Genomic DNA, 22400 nt, shown 5'->3' with positions numbered 1-22400 from the left:
CGGCGGAGTGTACCGGCGCCCGCGGACGATCGACGCCTGCCCGCACTTGACGCGTCTGCAGTTTCCTTCTGAAGGAAATCAGCCCGAGGAGTCGAACAGATTGACATCTACGAACAGGGGGCGGGTATGCGGATCAGGATGCTGTGCGTGTTCTTGGCTGCGCCACTTGCGGCCGTGCTCCTGGCCGCACCGGCCTCGGCGGGCCACTTGTGCGTCACGCAGGATCCGGGCGTCGCGGGAGCCGTGGTGTGCGCCCCGCAGACGCATCACGGACAGGGGCCCGGTTACACCTACCAGGAGTCGGACAGCGGGGCGGCCGTCTGGGTGAATGCCGATACGCCGGTCGGGAGCGTCCGCTCGACCAGCGGGGCCGGGCTCTACCAGCTCATCGGCAATGGCGGCATCCAATGGAGGGTTTTCGCCGCAGCGGCGGGAAACAAGACCGATGTGTACGTCCAGCCCCTTGACCAGAACGTCGGATCCGAGACCTGGGCTGGAGTGGTGCAATACGAGGCCTTTGGCACAGGCTACGCCGGCACCTACCTGACAGGAGGCACCGAGAACAACCTCGGGAGCGTGGGACCGGCGCACGCGGAGGCGTTCCTCGGGCAGATAAAGGGCGATGGCCAGTGCTCCCAATTCGCCCATGCTGGGGCCCTCACGGGGGTCAGCGGGGACGTGGCGCAGGGCGTGTGGCTGGGGCCGTGCGTCAGGGAAGTTCCCCAGATGCCCACCCTCACCTTCCCCTGAACCCGGGCGCTTCCGGGGCTTTCAGCGCCCGGAGGGCAATGCGCGCTTCAGGAACGCCACCAGCGTCTCGTTGAACTCCTCCGCCCGCGACATCTGCGGGGAGTGGCCGCCGCCTGGGATGACCTTCAGCTCGGCCCCCGGGATGGCCTCCGCCAGGGCTGCCGCCTGGGGGCCGAAGGCCTGGTCGTCGCTGCCCGCAACCACCAGCGTCGGACAGCGCAGCTTTCTCAGGCGCGGCGTGAGGTCCGGCTGCGAGGACGCCGACCCGGCCAGGCCAACGAACGCGGCGGGAGCGGTGCGTGTGAACTCCTTGCGCCAGCGGCCCACGATCTCGGCTGGGATGTCGTCGAGCTCCCAGCCGAAGATCCCGCTCTCAAGGTAGGCCTCCCAGCCGGCCTGAATCCCTCCCCGCTGTACGGCTTCGGCCACGCGGACCCTGGTCGCCATCCAGCCGCTGGCAGGGTCAAGCGGCGCCGCCGAGGCTCCCACGCACACCAGGGCGTCCACGCGGTCCGGGTCCTCGAGCGCCGCCAGCATCGCGACCGTCGCGCCTATGCCGTGTCCAACCAGGACGATCGGTGACGCCTGCAGCGCGTCGGAGACGTTGAACACGTCCAGCACCAGCCGCTCCAGCGTGAAGTCCAGCGGGTCGTCGGTCCGTCCGGACTCTCCATGGCCTCGCTGATCGACCGCCAGGACGCGGAACCGCGGGGCCACGGCTCCGGCTGTGGACGCCCAGGCCCCCGAGCTTCCGGACAGGCCGTGCAACAGGACCAGTGGACGCCCGTCCAGACGCCCGGACTCGGCGTACGCCAGCTCCAGCCCGTCGTCGGTCCTGACCCGGAGCATCAGGTGCTTGCGGACTCGGCGGGGCCGATGGCCGAGTGCGCCGCGGCAAGCCTGGCTATGGGAACCCTGAAGGGCGAACACGAGACGTAGTCGAGCCCGATGTCGTGGAAGAAGGCCACGGACTGGGGGTCGCCCCCGTGCTCCCCGCACACACCGACCTTCAGCTTCGGCGACTCGGACCGTCCGTCACGCGTCGCCATCTCGACCAGCCGCCCGACCCCGGCCACGTCCAGCGTCTCGAAGGGGTTGTCGTCCAGGATCTGCCGCTCCAGGTACGGACTGAGGAACTTCCCCTCCATGTCGTCGCGCGAGAAGGCGTACGTCATCTGGGTCAGGTCGTTGGTGCCGAAGGAAAAGAAGTCCGCGTGGCGGGCGATCTCCCGGGCGACCAGCGCCGCCCTGGGGACCTCGATCATCGTCCCGATCCGATAGGCGACACGGGTGCCGGTCGCCTTGATGACCTGTTTTGCGACGGCGTCCGCCTCGGCCCTCAGCGTCCGGATCTCTGACTCGATGCCCACGAGCGGGATCATGATCTCGACCCCCGGCTTGCCGCCCGCGGCCGCAAGCTTGCAGGCCGCTTCCATGATGGCCCGGACCTGCATCCTGTAAATGCCCGGGATGACCAGGCCCAGCCGGCAGCCACGGAGGCCGAGCATCGGGTTGGACTCCTCCATCTGCTCGATCAGCCGCAGCAGCTTCGTGCGCTCCGTGACCTCCTGCTGAAGCGACTCCAGTTGGCTGATCTCGCCGGCGATCCGCAGTCGCTCAATCTCGACGGCCATCTCCTTTGACCCCGGGAGGAACTCGTGCAACGGGGGGTCCAGAAGCCGGACCGTCACCGGGAGCCCGTCCATGGCGCGGAAGATCCCCTCGAAGTCGGTCCTCTGCATCTCGAGCAGAGCCTCCAGGGCCGCGTCGCGTTCCTCATCGCCGGTGGCCAGGATCGCGCGCCGCACGATGGGCAGCCGGTCACCGAGGAACATGTGCTCCGTTCGCGCCAGTCCTATGCCGGCGGCACCGAACTCCCTGGCGCGCTGCGCGTCCTCGGGCGTGTCGGCGTTGGCTCGGACTCCCAGCTTCCTGAACGTGTCCGCCCAGGACAAAAGCGTCGCGAACTCCCCCGTCACCGACGGCGCAACCAGTGCAACGGATCCGAGGACGACGGTTCCCTGCGTGCCGTCAATGGAGATGACATCGCCTTCCCGGACGGTCGTCCCGCCGGCCTCCAGCGACCTCGAGCCGAGCTCGATCCGCACCTCGTCGGCACCAACCACGCATGGCTTGCCCGCTCCCCGGGCGACAACCGCCGCGTGAGACGTTTTTCCACCACGCGCCGTGAGGATGCCTTCGGCCGCGTACATCCCATGCACGTCGTCGGGGTTCGTCTCGTCGCGGACGAGAATCACCTTCTCTCCCCGCTTCACCCACTCGACTGCCGTGTCCGCGTCCAGGACCACCTTCCCGACCGCTGCACCCGGAGAGGCGTTGACCCCCCGCGCCAGGACCTTCACGTCGGCGTCGGGATCGAACTGGGGGTGGAGCAGCTGGTCCAGCTGTGAGGGGCTCACGCGTCGGACGGCCTCCTTGCGCGTGATCAGGCGCTCGTTGGCCATCTCGACGGCCACCCGGACCGCCGCCTTCGGTGTGCGCTTGCCGATGCGGGTCTGCAGCATCCACAGCTTCTTCTGCTCGACCGTGAACTCCACGTCGCACATGTCGCGGTAGTGGCGCTCGAGCCGTTCCATGATCTTCAGCAGCTCGTCGTATGCCTTGCGATTGAGCTTGCGCAGGGTCTGGAGAGGCTCGGGAGTCCGGATACCGGCCACGACGTCCTCGCCCTGAGCGTTCACCAGGTAGTCACCGTAGGCGCCGGGCTTGCCGCTGGCGGGATCGCGGGTGAACGCGACTCCGGTGCCGGAGTCATCGCCCTTGTTGCCGAACACCATTGCCATCACGTTCACCGCGGTTCCCAGCGAGTCGTCGATTCCCTCCAGCCGGCGGTAGTCCTGGGCCCGCTTGTTGTTCCAGGAGTTGAAGACCGCCTCGATCGACATGGACAGCTGCCGGCGGGGGTCCTGGGGGAACGAGCGGCGCGTGTGGGTCTTGTAGATCTCCTTGAATCGCGCGACCATCTCCCGCATGTCGTCGGACTCCAGGTCGGTATCTGCCACCGAATCAGGGGACCGCCGCAGGGACTTCGCCTTGCGGCCCTTCGCCTGCGTCAGGGCCTGCTCGAAGTCGTCACCCGGGATGCCCGTGACCGTCTTGCCGAACATCTGGATAAAACGCCGGTAGCAGTCCCACGCGTAGCGGTCGTCGCCGGTCTGGGAGGCGAGACCCTTGACCGATTCGTCGTTCATGCCGAGGTTCAGCACTGTGTCCATCATTCCGGGCATCGAGAACATCGACCCGGACCGCACCGCGACCAGTAGCGGGTTCGCCGCGTCGCCCAGGGACCGGCCCATCGCCCGCTCCAGGGCTCGCAGGCGCTTTTCCACCTGCTCCTGCAAGCCCGGGGGGACCTTGCCGGTGCGCATGTACTCGCGGCACGCGTCGGTGGTGATGACGAACCCTGGGGGGACCGGGAGGCCGAGGTTTGTCATCTCGGCGAGGTTCGCGCCCTTTCCCCCGAGCAAAAACTTCATTTCCTTGTTGCCCTGGGAGAAGTCGTAGACCAAGCGAGGGGCCGTTGCCTTCCGGCGCGCGGCCTGGGATCCCTGCTTCTTCTGCTTCGGCGTCGGCTTGGGCGAGGTCCCTATGGAGCTCTTGGGCTTACGGTCCGTCCCGCTCTTGGTTGCCTTCTTGCCTGCCATCGCGCTCCTCGTCTTCTACTGGCTGCTGTGTCCGGGGCCGGCGGCCACGGCATCAAGTTCCTTGGGCTCCACCGCCGAGAGATCCGCAACCGCCGACAGCACCGTCACCGCCGCGGCCAGAAGGGCGAGGCGGTTGTGCCTCACCTTTTCATTGGGATCGTTGACCATTACGCCTGCGTCCCTGTCGAACAGCCTATCCATGGGGGCGGCGAGGGGAGCGGCCGCCGATAGGGCCTCCGCATAGCGCCTCTCGGCTGCCAGCGCCGTCACCTGGCCGGCCAGCGAATCGATCGTCTGCAGCAGGTCCCGCTCGGCAGGATGGACCGCCATCGACCTGTCCAGCGGTGCGTCGACGCCTCCCGCCTTGCGCAGGATGTTGTGGGGGCGCTCGTGCGCGGTCACAAGCTCCTTCAGGCCGCCGGACGCATGCACCTCGGCCACGGCACGTGCCCGCGCCGCGAGGTCCGGCAGGTCGGTCCACGCCGATCCCCGGGCCATGGACACGAAAGGTGCGGCGACTCCCTCGCGCTCGAGGATCGCCTGCGTCCTGTCGGACAGAAGCCCCGAAACCCCCTCCAGGCACGCATCGAGCGGCTGCAGGTCCGCGCCGGCGGCCCGATAGCCCTCCCAGAGCCGCGCAACCGAGTCGCTGATCGGAATCCGGTAGCCCGTGGCGATGCAGATGGCGGCGAACCCCGCGGCCGCCCTGCGCAGAGCGTACGGGTCAGCCGAACCTGTCGGGAGCAGTCCTATGCCGACGTACCCCACGAGCGTGTCGAGCCGGTCCAGGAGTCCGACCAGCGAGCCGGCCGGCGACGACGGCACTGCGTCGCCGGCGAAGCGCGGCAGATAGTGCTCCCGCACGGCCAGTGCGACCGCGGGCAGCAGATCCCCAGCCTCCCGTGCGAGGTCGGAGTCGCGCAGCGCGTATTCGGCCCCCATCTCGCCCTGGAGCTCTGGAAACTCCCCGACCATGTGTGTGAGCAGATCGGCCTTGACCAGGGGCGCGGCGATTGCCGCCGCCCGCGCGTCGCCTTCCTTTATGGACGACCAACCCACGGTATCGGGCAGCAGAGCCGTCATTCGCCGCGCGCGATCGGCAAGGGAGCCTAGCCGGGCGTGCACCACCACCTCGTTGAGGCGGCGCGCATAGGCCTGGAGCGGGACCTTGCGGTCTTCGGCGAAGAAAAACCGGGCGTCCTCCAGCCTCGCCCTCAGGACCCGCTCGTTTCCGTGGGCAATCATCGCGGCGGCCCCCGGATCTGCATTGGACACGACCACGAACCCCGGCAGCAGGCTCCCGTCCCGGTCCTGAACTGCTATGTGACGCAGATGGGTCTCCATGGACGTCGTGAGCACCGCGCGCGGAAGCTCGAGGTAGCCTGGGTCGAACGTGCCGGTCAGGGCCACCGGGCGCTCGACGATCCTCGTCACCTCGTCGACGATCCTGTCGTGAGCGATAGCCGTCCCACCCATCGAGTCCGCCGCACGCTGCGCCTCCGAGACGATCTCCTCCCGGCGCTCGGAAATCTTCGCGAGAACCCCCGCATCGCGGACCTGGCTCTCATACGACGCGGCGTCGGTGATCTCCACCGGACCCGGATGGAACACCCGGTGCCCAACCGACTGCCTGCCCGCTGCCACCCGGCCGTGGACGAACGGCACCACCTTGTCGCCGAACAGCGCCACGATCCACCGGATGGGACGGGGGAACTTCACGCCCGAGTCGTCCCAGCGCATCGTCCGCTGGAAGCTCAGCGAACCGAGCATCTCGGAAAGCACATCCGGAAGGAGATCCAGGGCCGGACGGGCCGGCGTCTGCCTCACGACGTATGCGTAGTCGCCCTGCGGAGTGGACCGGCGCTGGAGCTGTGAAGGATCCACGCCGTTGGAGCGCGCAAACCGGATCCCGACTTCTGACGGCTCACCCAAGTCCGTGAAGGCCCTGGAGGCCGGCGGGCCGCGACGTTCCTCCGAAACCGCCTCCTGGACCTGCGCGACGTCGCGGACGAGCACCGCGAGCCGCCGGGGCGTCGCAAAAGTGTCCACGGCGCCGTGCGCCAGACGTTCCCGGCCCAGAAGCCGCGTCGCCAGCTCCAGCAGCTGCGGCTCGCCGGCGGTTATCGCGGACGGGGGCAGCTCTTCGGTTCCGATTTCAAGCAGGAGGTCGGCCACGGGACTGCGATTCTACGGCTGCCGGCTGGGCCCGTTGCGGGAGCTGAACCTAAGCCGGGAAGAAGAGGGGGCCCCGTGGCCTCAAAGAGCGCTACACCCCGCCCTGAAGGACGTCGCGAGGGGGTCATCGATGGGGTTCATGTCCGGAGCCGAGCCGGTGTAGTAGCCGCCGGTCCAGTCGCCCCAGATCCCCTGTCGGCACATGGAGTCCACGACAAACCAGTTCCTTTCGCCCGCGGGGCGCTGCGGTGGGGCCGCCACGCCCGTGGAGGCACCGATCATCCGTCCCGCCTCCTCCAGCCAGTCGTGTGACCCGCGCAGGCGTCCCAGGACCGCTCCGTGGCCTTGGTAGTAGTACGCGTGCGGGACGCCCTGTACGGAGGCCACGCCTGCGGCGTTCAGGCCCGGGTCGGGAAGCACGTTGTGGAAGACCAGATCCTGCAGCTCGGCCCGCGTAAGGACGCCGTCGCCCAGCGGGCAGGACGGGTGGGCGGTCCCGCAGGTCACCGGCTCGCCCTGCGCGACCACGCCCGCGGCGTGCCCGGCCGAGAGATCACCCAGCGTCTCCCGCGCCGACTGCAGCACGCGCCCGAAGTATCCGGCCACCACGGGAGCCGCGTTGGAAGTCCCGCTGTGAGTGCCGGTCCCTTCTGCCAAAGATCCACCGGTCGATGGGTAGCTGCGCCCGATCGAGGAGATGTCCACGGGCTTGCCGGCCCCGGAATAGGTGGCCTGGTCGTCGGGGGAAACGGCTCCCACCGTCACCACCCAGTCGGGCCCCTTTTCGCTGGACCAGTAGGTGAAAGCCGGGACGTCAAAGGCGTTGGCGAGTCCGTTGCCGGCGCTGAACACCACGACCTGCCCGGCCTCGGACGCCGCCTTGCCCTGCTGGACCGGTCCGTGGCGGTAGACGTTGTCCCTCAAGGGGGTCGTGCTGTGTCCGTAGGAGTTGGTGACGACGTCGATCCACGGCTGGGACATCGCCCACGCCAGCGCCTCCGGCAGCATCCCGGAGACCAGGACGAACAGGCACTCCGGGCACGTCCCGTGCAGGTTGCCCGCGGCGCTCGCGGCCGACCTCGTGCCGTGTGCCGAGTTGGAGCCCTCGAACCGCTCGCCCCCAAAGCGAACGGCTCCGATGACCTTGGTGCCCGGCATCCAGTACATGCGCGCCTGCGAGGTCGTGGACCTGCCGAACGAGTTCCACTTGGCCGAGTCGACGCCCCGGAGTTGGTCGACGTCCGCGGTTGCCGAACCCGGCAGCGTGAGGTCCAGTCGTTCGGCCCCCGGGTGCCCCTCCACGTAGGTCGAGGGATGGGCTGAGAAGTCCAGGTCGTTGCCGGGGTCCGAGTCGGTGTTCCAGGGGTGCTGGGAGCCGAGGAAGTCGTAGTGGTACGGAGAGAACCCGGAGTCGACGACGGCCACGACCGTGACCGGGCGGTCCTGGAGCGCCACGGCGGGTGACGGCGTCACCAGCGCCGCGATGAGAGCGAGGACAACCGGGACTACGGCGGCACGAAGGCGGCTGGGCTGCATGCTGCAGGATTCGCCGGGGGAGACACGAATCCTGCCGGGTGCCGTCAGGCGGCGCGGTGCCTGCCGGTCAGTGGGGCTCGACCTTTTCCAGCGCCCGGACGCGCCTGCTCAGCTCGGCCATGATCTTTTTGGTGATCGGCCAGCTCTCTTCCAGGATCGCCAGAAAATTCCAGGACTTGATGGCGAGCGCCTTGATGTTGGTGTCGGCCCGGACGGTCGCGGATCTGGGCAGCCCGTCTATCAGGGACATCTCGCCCACGGCGGCGCCGGGCCCGAGGGTCTTCCTGGTACGCCCCCCCATGATCAGTTTCGCCCGGCCCTCCGTGATCAGGAAGAAGGGCCCGCCCTTCTGGCCCTCGACGACCAGGTCCTGGCCCGGAGAGAAGTACCGCTCCTCGGTTTCCGCCAGGAGGCGCTTCAACTCAGCGCCGGACAGCCCCTCGAACAACGGCACGGACTTCAGAAGCTTCAGGCCCTCTTTCTTGTTGCGCATGTTCCCCCCAACGGGTCCGATCCAGGTGGTTGGATTCTAGGGGTTCGCCCGCACAGGCGAGTCCAATGACGCCTGCAGGGGGAATCCCTCCTCCCGCCGGGCCTCCAGCCACGCGGAGGCGCAGGCCTTCGTGAGGTCACGTACCAGCCCCAGGTAACGGGCTCTCTCGGCGACCGCGATCACCCCGCGCGCGTCCAGCAGGTTGAAAGTGTGCGAGGCCTTGATGGCGAAGTCCATCGCCGGCAGAACGAGTCCCTGGCCGATCAGCCGCCGGCTCTCTTCGGAGTACTCGTCAAACCACGAGAAGAGACTGTCCGCGGACGAGTGGTCGAAGACGTAGGCCGACCACTGCCTCTCCGAGGCCTTGTGGACCTCGCCATAGGTGACGCCCGGCGCGTACTGCAGGTCGAACACGTTGTCGACGCCCTGCAGGTACATTGCGATCCGCTCGGTCCCGTAGGTGATCTCACCCGTCACGACCTCACACTCCACGGCCCCAACCTGCTGGAAGTACGTGAACTGGGTGATTTCCATCCCGTCCAGCCAGACCTCCCAGCCGAGCCCCCACGCCCCCAGCGACGGGGACTCCCAGTTGTCCTCGACGAACCGGATGTCGTGCTCGGACGCCTTGACACCGAACGCGGACAAAGACTCGAGGTACAGGTCCTGGATGTCATCGGGCGCCGGCTTCAGGACGACCTGCACCTGGTGATGGGAGTACAGGCGATTGGGGTTGTCGCCGTACCGGGCGTCGGTGGGCCTTTTGGACGGCTCGACGTACACCGCGCGCCAGGGCTCCGGCCCGAGGGCCCTCAAGAAGGTCAGCGGGTTGAACGTCCCCGCTCCCACCTCTCCCGAATAGGGCTGGCCGACCAGACACCCGCGGTCACCCCAAAAGCGCAGGAGGGAAAGGATCAGGTCCTGGTAGTTCACCGCACTCCCCCGAAGCGCCGCGCTCGGCGCTGGAACTCCCCGATCGCCTCCCACAGGTGCTCGCGGCGGAAGTCCGGCCACAAAACAGGCGTGAAGACCAGTTCCGAATATGCCCCCTGCCACAGCAGGAAGTTGGATGTCCTCATCTCACCGGAAGTTCGAACGATCACGTCCGGGTCCGGCATCTCGGGCGCGTAGAAGAAGCCACGGAGGTCGCGTTCCGACACTTTCTCGGCATCCACCTCCCCCTTCTCCACGCGCTGGGCGAGGTGTCGGAAGCCGTCCATTATCTCGGCCCGGCCCCCGTAGTTGAGGGCGATGGTCAGGTTCAGCTTGCGACATCCGCGGGTCATCTCCTCGGCCTCCTCGGCGATGGCCACCAGCTTCCGGGGCAGGCGCCGGTCGTCGCGGCGGCCGATGAACCTGATCCGCACCCCCTTGGACCGGAACTCGTCGCGACGGCGGAACAGCAGGTCGCGGTTGTAGTTCATGAGAAAACGGACCTCGTCCACCGGCCGCTTCCAGTTCTCGGTGGAGAACGCGTACACGGTCAGCCACCGCAGCCCAACCTCCAGGGCCCCGTCCACGCACTCGACGATGGACTCCTCGCCGGCGCTGTGCCCCGCGGTGCGAGGCAGCCCCCGCTGCTTGGCCCACCTGCCGTTGCCGTCCATGATCAGCGCAACGTGCTTCGGCATCCGGGTGAGGTCCAGGTGCGCGTGCGGGGCATCCACCGGGCAAGTCTACGGACGGCGAAGCCGCCGCCTCCATGCAGGGAGCCGGGTCCGTGCCGGCTACTGCAGCCTCACGGACGCGTCCGGACTGCCGACCAGCGTCAGCGCGAGCCCCAGGAGCAGGGCGATCAGCACGGCAAAACCCAGAACCCGGCCCGCCTGTGAGAATCCACGGCCCCCGAGCCTGCCCTGGGACATCTGAATCTCGTCGTCGGCGCGCCAGGACAGCCACACGGCCAGCACGCCCGGCACGACGGGGACGATCAGCACCTCGAGCAGGTTCACAACCAGGGTGACGGGGTCCAGCTGGCGGCCGAACAGCTGAGCCATGGCCAGGATGTTCCCGCCCCGGCTCAACGCGACCAGGCCCACGACCATGGAGGCGATGGCGTACGGACTGGATCGTGGCGCGGGAAGGTCGTAAGCCGGCGAGTCGCCCACGTCGACCGGGTCCCCGGTGGTCCCGGGGTAGCTGCCGGGTGGCCCGGCCTCCGGAGTCGGGGCGGACTCATAGGATGCGGGTGCCGGAGCACCCTCCGACGGGGAAGACCCCGATCCGGGGTTCTGCTGAGACTGGGGCTGCGGTTCGTTGTCGCGATCCATGGTTCCTCCTATTGGGAAGCCAGCAGCCCGAAGGCCCTGAAGCGGTTGTCCAACTGCCACTGGACGAATCCCAGCAGCAGTCCCGGCAGCTCTCGTTGCACGTCCGGGGCCAGCCGCAACCTTCGCAGCTCCTCCCAGGTCCCGGCCAGAAGCCCCGTCCACGCCTCCAAAACCCCGTCCGATACGCGGGGGTCGGAGCGCGAGGTACAGGCCGGACACACGACCCCCCCTGCGGACATCGAGAACGCGGATCCGGCTGGTCCACCACAGCCGACACAGGCCTGCAGGACGGGGTGCAGTCCGGCCAGAGAGGCGGCCTTGACGAGAAAAGCGTAGGCCAGGACGCCGGGGTCGTCCGCGCCTTGCTCGAGTGCGTGCAATCCGGTCCTGAGCAGGACGAACAGCCGGACGTTGCGCTCACGGTCCGGGGTGGTGCGCTCGACCGCGTCGGCCATCGCGGCCGCCGCCGTGAACGAGGCATAGTCCGATCGCAGCCTCGGGAAGCGGCCGAGGATCTCGGCCTGCGTGAGGATGTCCAGCTCGCGGCCGGTGTACAGCTGCAGGTCCACGTGGGTGAACGCGTCGATTCGCCCGCCGAACCGCGACTTGGACTTGCGGGCACCCTTGGCCACCACCCGGATGCGCCCGTGCGACTGCGTCAAAACGGACAGGATGCGGTCGGACTCTCCCAGCTTGATGCCGCGCAGGACGATGCCCTGGTCCCTGTACAGGCCGTGGCCTCGATCCGGCATGGCCGCCAACGTACTGCCGCGCGTCCTCCTACGCCAGGATGCTGGACGCGGCCGGCGTGATCAGGAGGGCCGGGGCTTCGGCTGGGGGCCGGACCTCTCGGAGTAGCGCGCCAGCACCCACACCAGGTCCGCGAGCCGGTTGAGATACCGCAGCGCCTCCGGCCGGACCTGTTCCGCCGCCGCCAGGGCGACGGCCGCCCGTTCGGCCCGTCTAACCACGCGAGCCGCGTGGTCCAGGCAGGCCCCGAGGATGGTGTTGCCCGGCACGATGAAATCCTTCGGTTGCTCGAACCGCTGCGTCAGGCCGTCGATGACCTCCTCCAGACGGTCGACCATCTGCTGCGTCACCAGCGACACGCCCGGGGTCAGCCGCGGCCAGTTGTCCGGCGCTGTCGCGAGCTCGGCATTGAGGACGAACAGCTCGCGCTGGAGGCCCAGGACGATCTCCGCCACGTCCTCCTGGCCCTCCAGGCCAGCGTGCGCACGCGCGAGCCCCAGCGCCGAGACCGCCTCGTCGGACTCCCCGTAGGCGCAGGGGCGCAGGTCGTTTTTGGGGATGCGTTCGCTACCGGCGAAGAAAAGCTGCGTCGTCCCGTCGTCGCCGCGCCGCGTGTAGACCTTGTCGGGCATCTCCTGCCTTTCTCCGGCGGGAACTACTGGCGGCCGTAGCCGAACCGCTCCACGAGTCCGGGCTGCCGCTGCCAGTCCCGCTTCACCTTGACCCGCAGGTCCAGGTGCACCCGGGAGCCGAGGAGCGCCGAGATCTCGCGCCTGGCCTCCGTGCCGATCTGCTTGAGCATGCCGCCTCGGTGTCCGATAAGGATGCCCTTCTGTGAGTCGCGCTCCACGTACACGATCACATCCACCTCCAGGCGCCCTTCCTCCTCGGCTTCCCTCATCTCCTCCACCACCACCGCGATGGAGTGAGGGACCTCGTCGCGGGTGAGACGAAGCGCCTTCTCCCGGACTATCTCAGCCACAAGCACCGACTCGGGCTGGTCGGTCACCTGGTCGGGCGGATAGAACAGCGGCCCCTCCGGCAGCCTGGACGTCACGAGCCGGACCAGGTCGGCCACACCGGCCCCGGACTTCGCCGACACCGGCAGGATCTCCTCAAAGGAGCCGAGCGCCCTCACCGCAACCATCTGGCGCTCAAGCGCCTGCTCGGCGACCAGGTCGGTCTTGTTGAGCACGACCAGCACCGGCGTCCGGACGTTGTGCAGCTGGTGAGCAAGAAAGGCGTCGCCGCTGCCGACGCCGTCGGCGGCGTCGACCACGAAGACCACCACGTCCACCTCGGCCAGGGTCACGTGCACGACGGCGTTGAGCTTCTGCCCCAGAGCCGTACGGGGCTTGTGAAAACCGGGGGTGTCGATGAACACCGCCTGTGCCGCCTCGGTCGTGAGGACCCCCCTCACGGCATTGCGCGTCGTCTGCGGCCGCTCGGAGATGATCGACACCTTGGCCCGCATGATCTGGTTGAGCAGAGTCGACTTTCCAACGTTGGGGCGCCCGATGAAAGAGGCGAAACCAGACCGGAAACCCGGAGGCGACTGGCCGAGCTGCAGCCCGTCCACCGTGCTCAGGCGGCGCCGTCGTCGGAGACGACCGACTTGGTGACGACGACCGTGCCGATCCTCCTGCCGTTGACCCCTTCGGCACGAAACCCCAGGCCCTCGAAGCTGACCTCGTCTCCCTCCTGGGGCATCTTGCCCAGCTTGGAGACGACGAGTCCCCCGACGGTGGTCCAGTCCTCGTCTTCGGGAAGCTCTACGTCCAGCAGCTCGTTGAGGTCGCCTATGGGAAGGCCGGCCTTGACCCGCCACTTGCCGTCCTCCATGGGGACGAGGTCCGGCTCGGCCACGTCGTACTCGTCGGATATCTCCCCCACGATCTCCTCGATCAGGTCCTCGAGCGTCACCAGTCCCGCCACGTCGCCGTATTCGTCGGCCACGATCGCCATATGCGTCCGGCTCTTCTGCATCTCGCGCAGCAGTTCCAGGACCGGCTTTGTCTCGGGCACGAAGAACGCCTCGCGCATCACGTCCTTGACCGTCTTCTCCTTGTCGGAGTCGCCGTTACGGCGCAGCGCCTTGAAAAGGTCCTTGGCGTACACGATGCCGGTGATGTTGTCGGGCTCCTTGTCGTACACGGGGATCCGCGAGACGCCGTGCTTGATCGTCAGGTCCATCGCCTTTCCGATCGGACGCTGTGCCGCCACGACGATCATGTCCGGACGGGGCACCATCACCTCGCGGGCGAGCGTGTCGCCCACCTCGAAGATGGAGTGGATGAACTCCTTCTGTTCCTCCTCGATCGTCCCCTCCTCGTGGCCCACGTCGGCGACCGAGCGGATGTACTCCTCCGACACGAAGGGTCCGGATTTGATGCCCTTGCCGGGCAGCAACAGGTTGGAAAGCCCGATGAGCATTCGAGTGGGAAGCGACAGGAACCTCGCGAGCACCGAGACCAGGGGGGCCAGCGAGAGCGCTACCGAGGAACTGTGCAGGATCGCAAAGGTCTTGGACATCGCCTCCACCAGCACGAAGTACAGCAGCGTGAACACCGCCGACGCTACGGTCACCCACACGCCGGGCCACAACTTGTTGGCCAGAAAGGCGACCAGGATGGCCGATCCGTTCTGCGCAAACATCACCGCGAGATACACCGAGTTGAGGTGACGCGCCGGCTGCTCCTCGATTTTCAGGAGCCGCTCGGCCCCCCGGCGGCCCTCCTCGCGCAGCGCCAGGGCCTGGACGCGGTCTACGCGGCTCAGCGACGCCTCGGCCATCGCCAGGACGGATCCCATCACGACCAGAAAGCCAACGAGTGCGATCAGGGCGGCCATCAGGAGATCGGTCCAGGATCGGAGGCCGGGTGGCGGTAGAACTCCTGGAGGATCTTGCGCTCACGGTGCCGCATCGTACGCGCCTCGGACGGCTTTGCGTGGTCGTAGCCCAGCAGGTGGAGGAACCCGTGGACGAGCAGGAGCTCGACCTCCTCGAGCACCGTGCCCCCCTGCGACTCGGCCTGCTCGCGGGCGACGTCCGGGCAGATCACGATGTCGCCCACGAGGTACTGCTCCTCTTCGGAAGGATGTTCGTCCATCGGGAAAGCCAGCACGTCGGTGGGCCCGGGCTCACCGAGCCACTTCTCCTTCAGGCTGGCCATCGACTCACGGTCCACCAGCAGGACGGAAAGCTCAGCGCGCGGGTCCACGTCCTCTTCGCCGGCCGCGACGCGGGCCAATTGGATGAGCCGGCGTTCGTCGATGTCGACGTCGGACTGCTCGTTGGCAACGAAGACGTCCTTCAGGCCGGCCATCACAGCCAAGGTTGTGGGGGGTGATCCGGGGGCTCGACGCTCATCTGCCTCCGGATGGCCGGCGGTTTTCGTCGAAGCGGTGATACGCCTCCACGATCTGCTGCACGATCTTGTGACGGACGACATCCATCGGCTCGAGGTGGACGAACTCCAGCCCGGTGATCTCTTTGAGGATCTGCTGGACCACCACCAGGCCGCTGGTGTGGCCCTCGGGCAGGTCCACCTGAGTGACGTCGCCGGTCACGACGGCCTTGGACCCAAGCCCCAGGCGGGTGAGCAGCATCTTCATCTGCTCCGGTGTCGTGTTCTGCGCTTCGTCCAGGATGATGAACGAGTCGTTGAGGGTTCTCCCCCTCATGTAGGCCAGCGGCGCCACCTCGATCGTGCCGCGCTCCATCAGCCGCGTGAAGTGGTCCGGCTCGAGCATGTCGTACAGCGCGTCGTAGAGCGGCTTCAGATAGGGGTCCACCTTCTGGGCGATATCGCCGGGAAGAAAACCCAGCCGCTCCCCCGCCTCCACCGCGGGGCGCGTGAGGATGATCCGGGAGATCTCCTTGTCCCGAAGCGCCTTCACCGCCGTCGCGACGGCGAGATAGGTCTTGCCGGTGCCGGCCGGTCCGATCGAGAACACAACCGTGTTCCTGCGGATCGCGTCGATGTAGCGCTTCTGACCCGGAGTCTTCGCCCGGATGGCGCGTCCCCGCGTGACGAGCAGCGTCTCGCTCATGACGTCAGAGGGCTTGTCGCCCGAATCGGACTTCACCATCTCCACCGCTCGGCCGACGGAATCGGTGGTCAGCACATGGCCGCGCTGAAGCAGAGCGAGAAGCTCCTCGAAGACGGAGGCCACCTTCTCGGCCTCCTCGGTCGGACCCGTGATGGTGATCTCGTTGCCGCGCACCAGGATGTCCGAGGCGAAAGAGTCCTCGATGAGCCTGAGGTGCTCATCTCTCTGGCCGACCAGGTCGACCACATGGGTCTCGCCGGGGACCATGATCTTCAAGCGGTTCGACAACGTCCGATAGTTCCTCTCTGGGGGCGAGTATATCGCCGGGCCGCGACCCTTCCCGCCCCTGCCGGTCATCCCGGGGGCCACCCCAGCTGCCGCCCGCCCAGGAGGTGCAGGTGGACGTGGTGGACGCTCTGTCCGGCCAGCGGCCCGTTGTTGATCACCAGACGGAAGCCGGCTTCCAGGCCCTCGGCCCGGGCCAGGTCGGCCGCCGTCGAGAAAAGCTCCACCAGCCACGCTGAATCCTGCTCGGCGACAAAGCCGCCCACCTTCGGCACGTGCCGCCTCGGGATTATCTGGATGTGGGTGGGGGCCTGGGGGTTGATGTCGCGGAAGGCGATGACCTCGGCCCCCTCGTGCACGATGTCGGCTTCAATCTCGCCGGACACGATCCGGCAGAAAAGGCAGTCCGTCATGTCAGCCTCACCCCCAGCTCGTCGAGCCTGCGGACCAGTTCTTCGGGCGTGACGTCCAGGGCGGTCGAAAGCGCCCTCACGTCTTCGCCCCGTATCGAGAAGACGTTGCCAGACCACTCCGCCCTCTGCGCCTGTATGGACCTGACGTAGCGGACAACGGTCCGTGCGTCGGCCGAGTCGGCCTCCTGGAGCTTGTTCAGGTCCAGGGACATCGAAACCGCCGGTCCCCCGCCGGACCCCGGCGGCGAGGGCAGCATCGCCCGAAGCGGAACCCCGTAAATTTCGGCCAGTCGCGCGAGGCGTGGAGCGGACACCACCCGTTCGCCGCGCTCGTAGGCTCCCAAGACGGAGGCCTTGACCTCCTTGCCGGAGACCGACTCCACGTCCAGCAACGACAGTCCCTGCAGCTTGCGCAGGCGGCGGATGTGCTCCCCGAGGCGGCGGTTGAAATCGCTCATCCCAGGATCCCGTAGCTGTAGGCCGCGAGCGCCAGGGCTACCGGACCAGCCGTCTCCGTCCTCAGGATCCGCTCCCCGAGCGTGACGGACTTGGCGCCGGACGCCTCCAGCTCGGACACCTCCTCGCCGGTCAGGCCCCCCTCGGGACCGATCACGATCGTCAGGCGCTCCGGGGGGTCCGGGTCCAGGGCGTCGCGGAAGTGGAGCTTCGACTCCTCGTGCAGCGCCAGCATCGGCTGACCCTGCGCCACGACGGCGTCCAGGCCGTCGGCGACCTGATCCACGCTCGTCAGCCACGGAGACCGGCACTGCTTGGCCGCGGCTCTCGCTACTCCCTCCCAGTGAGTGCGGGCGCGGCGGCGCTTGTCGTCGTCCCACTTGACGATCGATCGCTGTGCGACGAACGGCACAATCGTCCGGGCCCCTACCTCAACCGACTTCTGGACCACAAGGTCCATCCGCTCGCGCTTCGTGAGTCCCTGGCACAGCACGAGGGCGGGCGAGGACGCCCGGAGGTCATGGGACAGGATGATCCGGGCCGCTAGGCCCTCCTCCGCGATCTTGGTGACGACGGCGTCCATCACCCGCCCCGATCCGTCCGCCACGGAGATCGTCTCCCCGATGCGCACGCGCAGCACCTTGGCGGCGTGGTGTGCCTCGTCACCGCGCAGGACAACGCGGCCTTCCCGCACGTCGTCGGGGTCGGTGAAGAAATGGTGAAGCCCCAGCCGTCATCCCTCCATACGCAGAGCCCGCCGCAGGCCCGCGAGGATCCCGTGGCCGCCTCGCGGCTCTCCACGCAGCTCCGCCAGCTGCGCCAGCAGCCTCTCCTGTTCGTCGGTCAGGCCTGTGGGGGTGACCACGTTTGCGTGGACGACCAGGTCCCCCCGGTCCCCGTAGCGCCGGACCATCCCGCGCTCCCTGATGCGGAACTCCTCTCCGGACTGCGCTCCCTTCGGCACGTTCAGCTTCTCCGTGCCGTCCAGCGACTCGAACGTGACCTCCCCGCCCAGCGCAGCCGTGGTCATTGGAATGTCCACCCACGTGAGGATCTCGTCACCGCGGCGTTCAAACCGCTCGTCGGGCTCGACGGCTATCTCGACGTACAGGTCCCCCCTGCTCCCGCCGGCCACACCCGCGTTGCCCTGGTCCCTCATCACCATGCGGTCGCCACTCTCGACGCCCGGAGGGATCTGGGCGGTCACTTCCTCGGTCGCCTTGGCCCTGCCCTCGCCCCGGCAGCTCGAACAGGGGTCCGGGATGACCCAGCCGGTCTGCCGGCAGGCGGCGCAGGGATACGCGGTCATCATCGAGCCGAGCACGGTGCGCCTCACCTGCTGAAGCTCGCCGGTCCCGTCGCAGCGCTCGCAGGTCTGAGGAAAGGTCCCCGGCTCGCATCCGGACGACTGGCACCGCGGGCAGGGCTGCAGACGGTCCAGCCGGATCGTCTTGGACGCCCCGAAGACGGACTCGCGGAAGTCCATGGAGACGCGCGCTCCGATGGACTCCCCCGGCCACGCCCGCGACCTCTGCCGCGTTGCGGACCTGCGCCCGGACCCGCCGCCGAAAAACGAGTCAAACAGGTCCTCGATGGTGGTCCCGAACTGCGTAAAGCCGCCGGCGCGCTGCATGTCGTACTCGCGGCGCCGGGACGGGTCGGAAAGCACGGAGTAGGCCTCTGAGATCTCCTTGTAACGCTCCGCCGCCTCCGGGTCGTTGCCGGTGGCATCCGGGTGGTGCTGCCGGGCCAGCGACCTGAACGCACGCTTGATCTCCTCGGGCGACGCCTCCTCGGACACGCCGAGGGCCGAGTAGTGGTCGCGAGCCATCTACTGCTCGAGCCGGCTCAACGCACGCGAAAGGGACCGCGCCACCTCCGCGACCGTGCACATCACCGACGGGTAGTGCATCCGAGTCGGCCCCAGCACGCCCAGCGTCCCCGCTTGGCGGCCGAACCTGTACCCGGCCGCGATAAGGCTGAGGTCGTGGTAGTCCTCAAAGGCCAGCTCCCGGCCGATGCGCACGGAGACCCCTTCTGGGGCCGGTTCCGGGAGAAGCGGCTCCATCTCCCCCTCCTCCAGCATCTCCAGGACGCGGCGGGCTGTAGGAGCCGGCTCCCAGACCACCAGCCGCGACGTGCCGCCGGTGAACACGCGGCCTCCGCGGTCGCTGGCGACAGTCCGCAGGGCCAGGGCCGTCGCCTTCAACACCCGGGACGTCTCACGGTCCAAGCCCTCCGCCTTGTCGAGGGCGGCCGCGGCCTCGGTGAGGCCGAGCCCGTGTGCGAGGCGGTTTGCGACCTCGCCGGACCTGCGCAGCGTGTCCTCAGCCGGCTCCTGGGCCAGCTCCAGCACGCGCTCGGCGTGCCAGGCGCCGTCGCCGACGATGACCAGGAAAATCCGCCGGTGACCCAGCGGCACCAGCTCGACGTGGCGCAACCGCGCCTCACTGACCGGGGGCGCGGACGCAAGCGACGTGTAGTTCGTAAGGTCCGACAGTAGGTGGGAAGCCCGCATGAGAAGGTCGTCCAGGGCCGACAGCGCACCCGCCATGGAGCGTTCGATCTCCCGGCGCTCCTGTGGGTCGGCGTCCACCGCGGGAGCGAGCCTGTCGACGTAGTAGCGGTAGCCCTTGTCCGTGGGTATCCGTCCGGCCGAGGGGTGGGGCTGCGCGATGTACCCCTCGCGCTCCAGGATCGCCATCTCGTTGCGGACGGTCGCGGAGCTGACGTCGAGGTCGCGGCCCGCGGCTATCGCCTTGGAACCGACGGGCTCGCCCATCTGGACGTACGCCTCGACGATCTCCCGAAGGATGCGCTCCTTGCGCTCGTCGAGGGGGGCCTCGTGGTTGATCATGGTGATTGGCACTCTAACACTGAGAGTGCCAAACCTCCCGGATCAACCGGCCAGCATCGAGGCGAGGACCTCGTTGGCGAGAAGCGTCCCGCGCCTCGTCAGCCTCGCTCCCGTCTCCTCCCACCGCAGAAGGCCCGCGCGGGACCAGCGTTCCAGCTCCGCACGGAACAGGTCCTCCAGCCGCAACCCGGTGAGCGCCTGAAACTCTTCGGAGCGCACTCCGCCCGCTCGACGCAGGCCCAGGAACATGGCCTCGGACGCCCGTCCCGCTGCGTCGACGTGCTCGGCCCCCGCCACCGGGGAGGCCCCGCGGAAAACCTCACGGACGTACCGCTCGGGCGACTTGACGGTCCAGGACCGGGTGCACCCGTCCGGCCTGGCCAGGTGGGAGTGGGCGCCGGCGCCTATGCCCAGGTACTCGCCGCACGCCCAGTACAGCTGGTTGTGCCGGCACTCGTGCCCCGGAACCGCCCAGTTGGACACCTCGTAGCGGCGCAGTCCCCGCGCACTGAGCAGGTCGTCGGTCATCTCCCAGCGCCGCGCGGAGTCGTCGTCGTCCACCGGGACGACCTTGCCCAGCCGCTTCCAGGAGTGCAGCGGAGTCCCCTCCTCGTAGGTCAGTCCGTAGCAGGACATGTGCTCGAGGCCTAGGGACAGAAGTCCCTCGACGCTGGACCTCCACGTCCGGTCGTCCTCGCCCGGCACCCCGAAGATGAGGTCGCCGCTCACCCGCTCGAAGACGCTTCGGGCCAACACCAGCGCCCCGACCGCCGTCGCCGCGTCGTGGACCCGTCCGAGGGACGCCAGGAGCCGGTCGTCAAGCGACTGGACCCCGAAACTCAGCCTGGTCACCCCGGCGGCGCGGTAGGCGAGCAGCCTGTCGCGGTCGATGCTCTCGGGGTTGCACTCCACCGTCACCTCGGCCCCCGGGTCCACCGGCCAGGACTCTCGCACCGCGTCCAGGACCGCCGTGAGAAGTCCGGGTTCGACCAGCGACGGCGTCCCGCCGCCGAAGAACACCGAGGTCACCACGGGGCGCTCCCCGAAAGGCTCCGGTGCCGACAGGGCCCGCCGCGCGTCTTCCGCGAGCGCACTCATGTATTGCGGCGCCAGGTGGTCCAGGCCGGCGTACGCGTTGAAGTCGCAGTACCAGCAGCGCCGGGTGCAGAACGGGACGTGGACGTAGATCCCGAAGGCTCCGAGTACGTCCCGCGGGCGGGGCAGGAGCCGCTCCGCCGGGCGGACCATGCCTACTTCTCCTCTACGCGCAGCGCTTTGATGAAGACGTCCTGCGGGACCTCCACCTGTCCGAGCATCTTCATCTTCGCCTTGCCCTTTTTCTGCTTTTCGAGCAGCTTGCGCTTACGCGTGACGTCGCCCCCGTAGCACTTGGACAGCACGTCCTTGCGGCGGGCCTTGACCGTTTCCCGGGCGATGATCTTGGCCCCGATCGCGGCCTGGACCGCGATGTCGAACATCTGCCGCGGGATCAGCTCCTGCAGCCGGTGGGTCATCGCGCGTCCCCAGTGGTAGGCGCGGTCCCGGTGGACGATGGAGCTGAACGCGTCCACCGGCTGGCCGTGGACCAGGATGTCCACCCGCACCATCTCCGCGGAGCGGTACGGCAGGGGGTCGTAGTCCAGCGACGCGTACCCGCGGCTTCGCGACTTCACCTGGTCGAAGAAGTCGAACAGGATCTCCGAAAGAGGCATCTCGTAGCGCAGCTCCACCCGGTCCGTGGACAGGTAGTCCATGGCCGTCTGCTCGCCACGCTTGGCCTGGCACAGGTCCATGATCGTGCCCACGTAGTCGGTGGGCGTGATCAACATCACCTTCACGAACGGCTCCTCGATCACCGCGATCCGGGAGGGGTCGGGCAGATCGGCCGGTGAGTGGATCTGCAGCCGGGAGCCGTCGGTGAGCTCCACGTTGTAGGCGCAAGTGGGCGCCGTCACGACCAGGTCGAGGTTGAACTCCCGGTACAGCCGCTCGTTGGCGATCTCCATGTGGAGCAGGCCCAAAAACCCGCAACGGAACCCGAAGCCCAGCGCGTGTGACGTCTCCGGCTCGTAGACGAATCCCGCGTCGTTGAGCTGGAGTTTGTCCAGCGCGTCGCGCAGCTCCTCGTACTCGCCCTCCTCGGGGTAAAGCCCCGTCCACACCATGGGCTTGGGCTCCTGGAACCCGGGCACGGGGTCGGGGGCCGGCTCCGCCGCCATCGTGATGGTGTCGCCAACGCGGGCCTTCCGGACGTCCTTGATCCCGGTGATGACGTAGCCCGTCTCGCCGGGACCGATGGTCTGCGTGGGCTTCATGTCCGGTGCCAGGACCCCCAGCTCGATGACATCGGCGACGTGGCCGGTGGACATCAGCTGAATCTGCTGCCGGGACCTCAGCTCCCCGGACATCTGGCGTACGTAGCTGACCACTCCCCTGTAGGGGTCGTACATCGAGTCGAAGATCAGCCCGCGGGCATGCACATCGCCGGGGTCGACTTTCGGGGGCGACACCCTGTCGACGATGGCCTCCAGGACCTCCGGAACACCCTGCCCGGTCTTGGCCGAGATCCTCAGGATGCCCTCCTCGACGCCGCCGAGCAGGTGGTAGATCTCCTCCTCGACGCGGTCGGGGTCGGCTCCCGCGAGGTCGCACTTGTTGATCAACGGGATTATGTCCAGCCCCGCCTCAAGCGCCAGG

At 68.1% G+C, this 22400-nt stretch carries 22 protein-coding genes; 1 reads left to right on the top strand and 21 read right to left on the bottom strand.

All coding sequences use genetic code 11. The features are described 5' to 3' along the window. Positions 1-126: 126 nt before the first annotated feature. Entirely contained in the window at positions 127-750 is a 624-nt protein-coding gene (locus VNE62_06055) for a hypothetical protein (protein ID HVE91845.1), read from the top strand. Between the two features lie 21 nt (positions 751-771). Here the strand turns inward: VNE62_06055 and VNE62_06050 are convergent, their stop codons facing one another. The 21 genes from VNE62_06050 to lepA all read right to left on the bottom strand — a co-directional run. Then, positions 772-1599, bottom strand: a complete 828-nt coding sequence (locus VNE62_06050; GenBank protein HVE91844.1) for an alpha/beta hydrolase — start codon at positions 1597-1599, stop codon at positions 772-774. Then, on the bottom strand, positions 1599-4415 hold the full coding sequence (gene ppdK, locus VNE62_06045; GenBank protein HVE91843.1) for a pyruvate, phosphate dikinase: 2817 nt from the start codon (positions 4413-4415) through the stop codon (positions 1599-1601). The genes VNE62_06050 and ppdK overlap by 1 nt, the downstream gene beginning before the upstream one ends. 15 nt (positions 4416-4430) lie before the next feature. Next, positions 4431-6590 carry a glycine--tRNA ligase subunit beta gene (gene glyS / locus VNE62_06040; protein ID HVE91842.1) on the bottom strand — a complete coding sequence of 720 codons (2160 nt, stop codon included), beginning with the start codon at positions 6588-6590 and terminating at the stop codon, positions 4431-4433. 81 nt (positions 6591-6671) lie between these two features. After that, positions 6672-8126, bottom strand: coding sequence for a S8/S53 family peptidase (locus VNE62_06035; GenBank protein HVE91841.1), 1455 nt, complete (start codon positions 8124-8126; stop codon positions 6672-6674). Between the two features lie 67 nt (positions 8127-8193). After that, positions 8194-8619, bottom strand: a complete 426-nt coding sequence (locus VNE62_06030) for a cyclic nucleotide-binding domain-containing protein (GenBank protein ID HVE91840.1) — start codon at positions 8617-8619, stop codon at positions 8194-8196. A gap of 36 nt (positions 8620-8655) precedes the next feature. Further along, positions 8656-9552 carry a glycine--tRNA ligase subunit alpha gene (locus tag VNE62_06025; GenBank protein HVE91839.1) on the bottom strand — a complete coding sequence of 299 codons (897 nt, stop codon included), beginning with the start codon at positions 9550-9552 and terminating at the stop codon, positions 8656-8658. Continuing rightward, entirely contained in the window at positions 9549-10286 is a 738-nt protein-coding gene (gene uppS / locus VNE62_06020; protein ID HVE91838.1) for a polyprenyl diphosphate synthase, read from the bottom strand. Before uppS ends, VNE62_06025 begins: the two co-directional genes overlap by 4 nt. A 60-nt stretch (positions 10287-10346) precedes the next feature. Continuing rightward, complete coding sequence (locus VNE62_06015) at positions 10347-10889, bottom strand: hypothetical protein (GenBank protein HVE91837.1); 543 nt, start codon at positions 10887-10889, stop codon at positions 10347-10349. A gap of 8 nt (positions 10890-10897) precedes the next feature. After that, positions 10898-11641 (bottom strand): DNA repair protein RecO, encoded by a 744-nt coding sequence (gene recO, locus VNE62_06010; GenBank protein HVE91836.1) that lies wholly within the window; start codon positions 11639-11641, stop codon positions 10898-10900. 60 nt (positions 11642-11701) lie between these two features. After that, positions 11702-12271 (bottom strand): cob(I)yrinic acid a,c-diamide adenosyltransferase, encoded by a 570-nt coding sequence (locus VNE62_06005; protein ID HVE91835.1) that lies wholly within the window; start codon positions 12269-12271, stop codon positions 11702-11704. A 23-nt stretch (positions 12272-12294) separates the two neighbouring features. Continuing rightward, entirely contained in the window at positions 12295-13218 is a 924-nt protein-coding gene (era, locus tag VNE62_06000; protein HVE91834.1) for a GTPase Era, read from the bottom strand. A gap of 5 nt (positions 13219-13223) precedes the next feature. After that, positions 13224-14489 (bottom strand): hemolysin family protein, encoded by a 1266-nt coding sequence (locus tag VNE62_05995; protein ID HVE91833.1) that lies wholly within the window; start codon positions 14487-14489, stop codon positions 13224-13226. Continuing rightward, positions 14489-14965, bottom strand: coding sequence for an rRNA maturation RNase YbeY (ybeY, locus tag VNE62_05990; GenBank protein ID HVE91832.1), 477 nt, complete (start codon positions 14963-14965; stop codon positions 14489-14491). The genes VNE62_05995 and ybeY overlap by 1 nt, the downstream gene beginning before the upstream one ends. Positions 14966-15005: 40 nt before the next feature. Next, on the bottom strand, positions 15006-15959 hold the full coding sequence (locus tag VNE62_05985) for a PhoH family protein (protein ID HVE91831.1): 954 nt from the start codon (positions 15957-15959) through the stop codon (positions 15006-15008). Positions 15960-16045: 86 nt separating this feature from the next. Beyond that, complete coding sequence (locus VNE62_05980; protein HVE91830.1) at positions 16046-16390, bottom strand: histidine triad nucleotide-binding protein; 345 nt, start codon at positions 16388-16390, stop codon at positions 16046-16048. Continuing rightward, positions 16387-16848, bottom strand: coding sequence for a transcriptional regulator (locus tag VNE62_05975; GenBank protein ID HVE91829.1), 462 nt, complete (start codon positions 16846-16848; stop codon positions 16387-16389). Before VNE62_05975 ends, VNE62_05980 begins: the two co-directional genes overlap by 4 nt. Continuing rightward, complete coding sequence (locus tag VNE62_05970; GenBank protein HVE91828.1) at positions 16845-17540, bottom strand: RsmE family RNA methyltransferase; 696 nt, start codon at positions 17538-17540, stop codon at positions 16845-16847. Before VNE62_05970 ends, VNE62_05975 begins: the two co-directional genes overlap by 4 nt. A 39-nt stretch (positions 17541-17579) precedes the next feature. Continuing rightward, positions 17580-18677, bottom strand: coding sequence for a J domain-containing protein (locus VNE62_05965; protein HVE91827.1), 1098 nt, complete (start codon positions 18675-18677; stop codon positions 17580-17582). Continuing rightward, positions 18678-19703, bottom strand: a complete 1026-nt coding sequence (gene hrcA, locus VNE62_05960; protein ID HVE91826.1) for a heat-inducible transcriptional repressor HrcA — start codon at positions 19701-19703, stop codon at positions 18678-18680. A gap of 42 nt (positions 19704-19745) precedes the next feature. Then, positions 19746-20951, bottom strand: coding sequence for a radical SAM family heme chaperone HemW (gene hemW / locus VNE62_05955; protein ID HVE91825.1), 1206 nt, complete (start codon positions 20949-20951; stop codon positions 19746-19748). 2 nt (positions 20952-20953) lie between these two features. Next, positions 20954-22400, bottom strand: a 1447-nt coding sequence (gene lepA, locus VNE62_05950; protein ID HVE91824.1) for a translation elongation factor 4, incomplete at its 5' end; no start/stop codon positions are given.

The sequence above is a fragment of the Actinomycetota bacterium genome (assembly GCA_035536535.1).
In the GTDB taxonomy this organism is placed as follows: domain Bacteria; phylum Actinomycetota; class JAICYB01; order JAICYB01; family JAICYB01; genus DATLNZ01.
The sequence above is the reverse complement of the archived record's forward strand: the minus strand, read 5'-3'. Positions and strand labels throughout refer to the sequence as shown.

What these genes read in the sequence shown, in the direction of transcription:
- hrcA (HVE91826.1), bottom strand. Translation starts at nt 19,703, where the DNA reads ATGATCAACCACGAGGCCCCCCTCGACGAGCGCAAGGAGCGCATCCTT.
- VNE62_06035 (HVE91841.1), bottom strand. Translation starts at nt 8,126, where the DNA reads ATGCAGCCCAGCCGCCTTCGTGCCGCCGTAGTCCCGGTTGTCCTCGCT.
- VNE62_05985 (HVE91831.1), bottom strand. Translation starts at nt 15,959, where the DNA reads ATGGTCCCCGGCGAGACCCATGTGGTCGACCTGGTCGGCCAGAGAGAT.
- VNE62_06005 (HVE91835.1), bottom strand. Translation starts at nt 12,271, where the DNA reads ATGCCCGACAAGGTCTACACGCGGCGCGGCGACGACGGGACGACGCAG.
- VNE62_06030 (HVE91840.1), bottom strand. Translation starts at nt 8,619, where the DNA reads ATGCGCAACAAGAAAGAGGGCCTGAAGCTTCTGAAGTCCGTGCCGTTG.
- ppdK (HVE91843.1), bottom strand. Translation starts at nt 4,415, where the DNA reads ATGGCAGGCAAGAAGGCAACCAAGAGCGGGACGGACCGTAAGCCCAAG.
- VNE62_05965 (HVE91827.1), bottom strand. Translation starts at nt 18,677, where the DNA reads ATGGCTCGCGACCACTACTCGGCCCTCGGCGTGTCCGAGGAGGCGTCG.
- hemW (HVE91825.1), bottom strand. Translation starts at nt 20,951, where the DNA reads ATGGTCCGCCCGGCGGAGCGGCTCCTGCCCCGCCCGCGGGACGTACTC.
- VNE62_06015 (HVE91837.1), bottom strand. Translation starts at nt 10,889, where the DNA reads ATGGATCGCGACAACGAACCGCAGCCCCAGTCTCAGCAGAACCCCGGA.
- ybeY (HVE91832.1), bottom strand. Translation starts at nt 14,965, where the DNA reads ATGGCCGGCCTGAAGGACGTCTTCGTTGCCAACGAGCAGTCCGACGTC.
- VNE62_05980 (HVE91830.1), bottom strand. Translation starts at nt 16,390, where the DNA reads ATGACGGACTGCCTTTTCTGCCGGATCGTGTCCGGCGAGATTGAAGCC.
- recO (HVE91836.1), bottom strand. Translation starts at nt 11,641, where the DNA reads ATGCCGGATCGAGGCCACGGCCTGTACAGGGACCAGGGCATCGTCCTG.
- VNE62_06050 (HVE91844.1), bottom strand. Translation starts at nt 1,599, where the DNA reads ATGCTCCGGGTCAGGACCGACGACGGGCTGGAGCTGGCGTACGCCGAG.
- VNE62_06055 (HVE91845.1), top strand. Translation starts at nt 127, where the DNA reads ATGCGGATCAGGATGCTGTGCGTGTTCTTGGCTGCGCCACTTGCGGCC.
- VNE62_05975 (HVE91829.1), bottom strand. Translation starts at nt 16,848, where the DNA reads ATGAGCGATTTCAACCGCCGCCTCGGGGAGCACATCCGCCGCCTGCGC.
- VNE62_05995 (HVE91833.1), bottom strand. Translation starts at nt 14,489, where the DNA reads ATGGCCGCCCTGATCGCACTCGTTGGCTTTCTGGTCGTGATGGGATCC.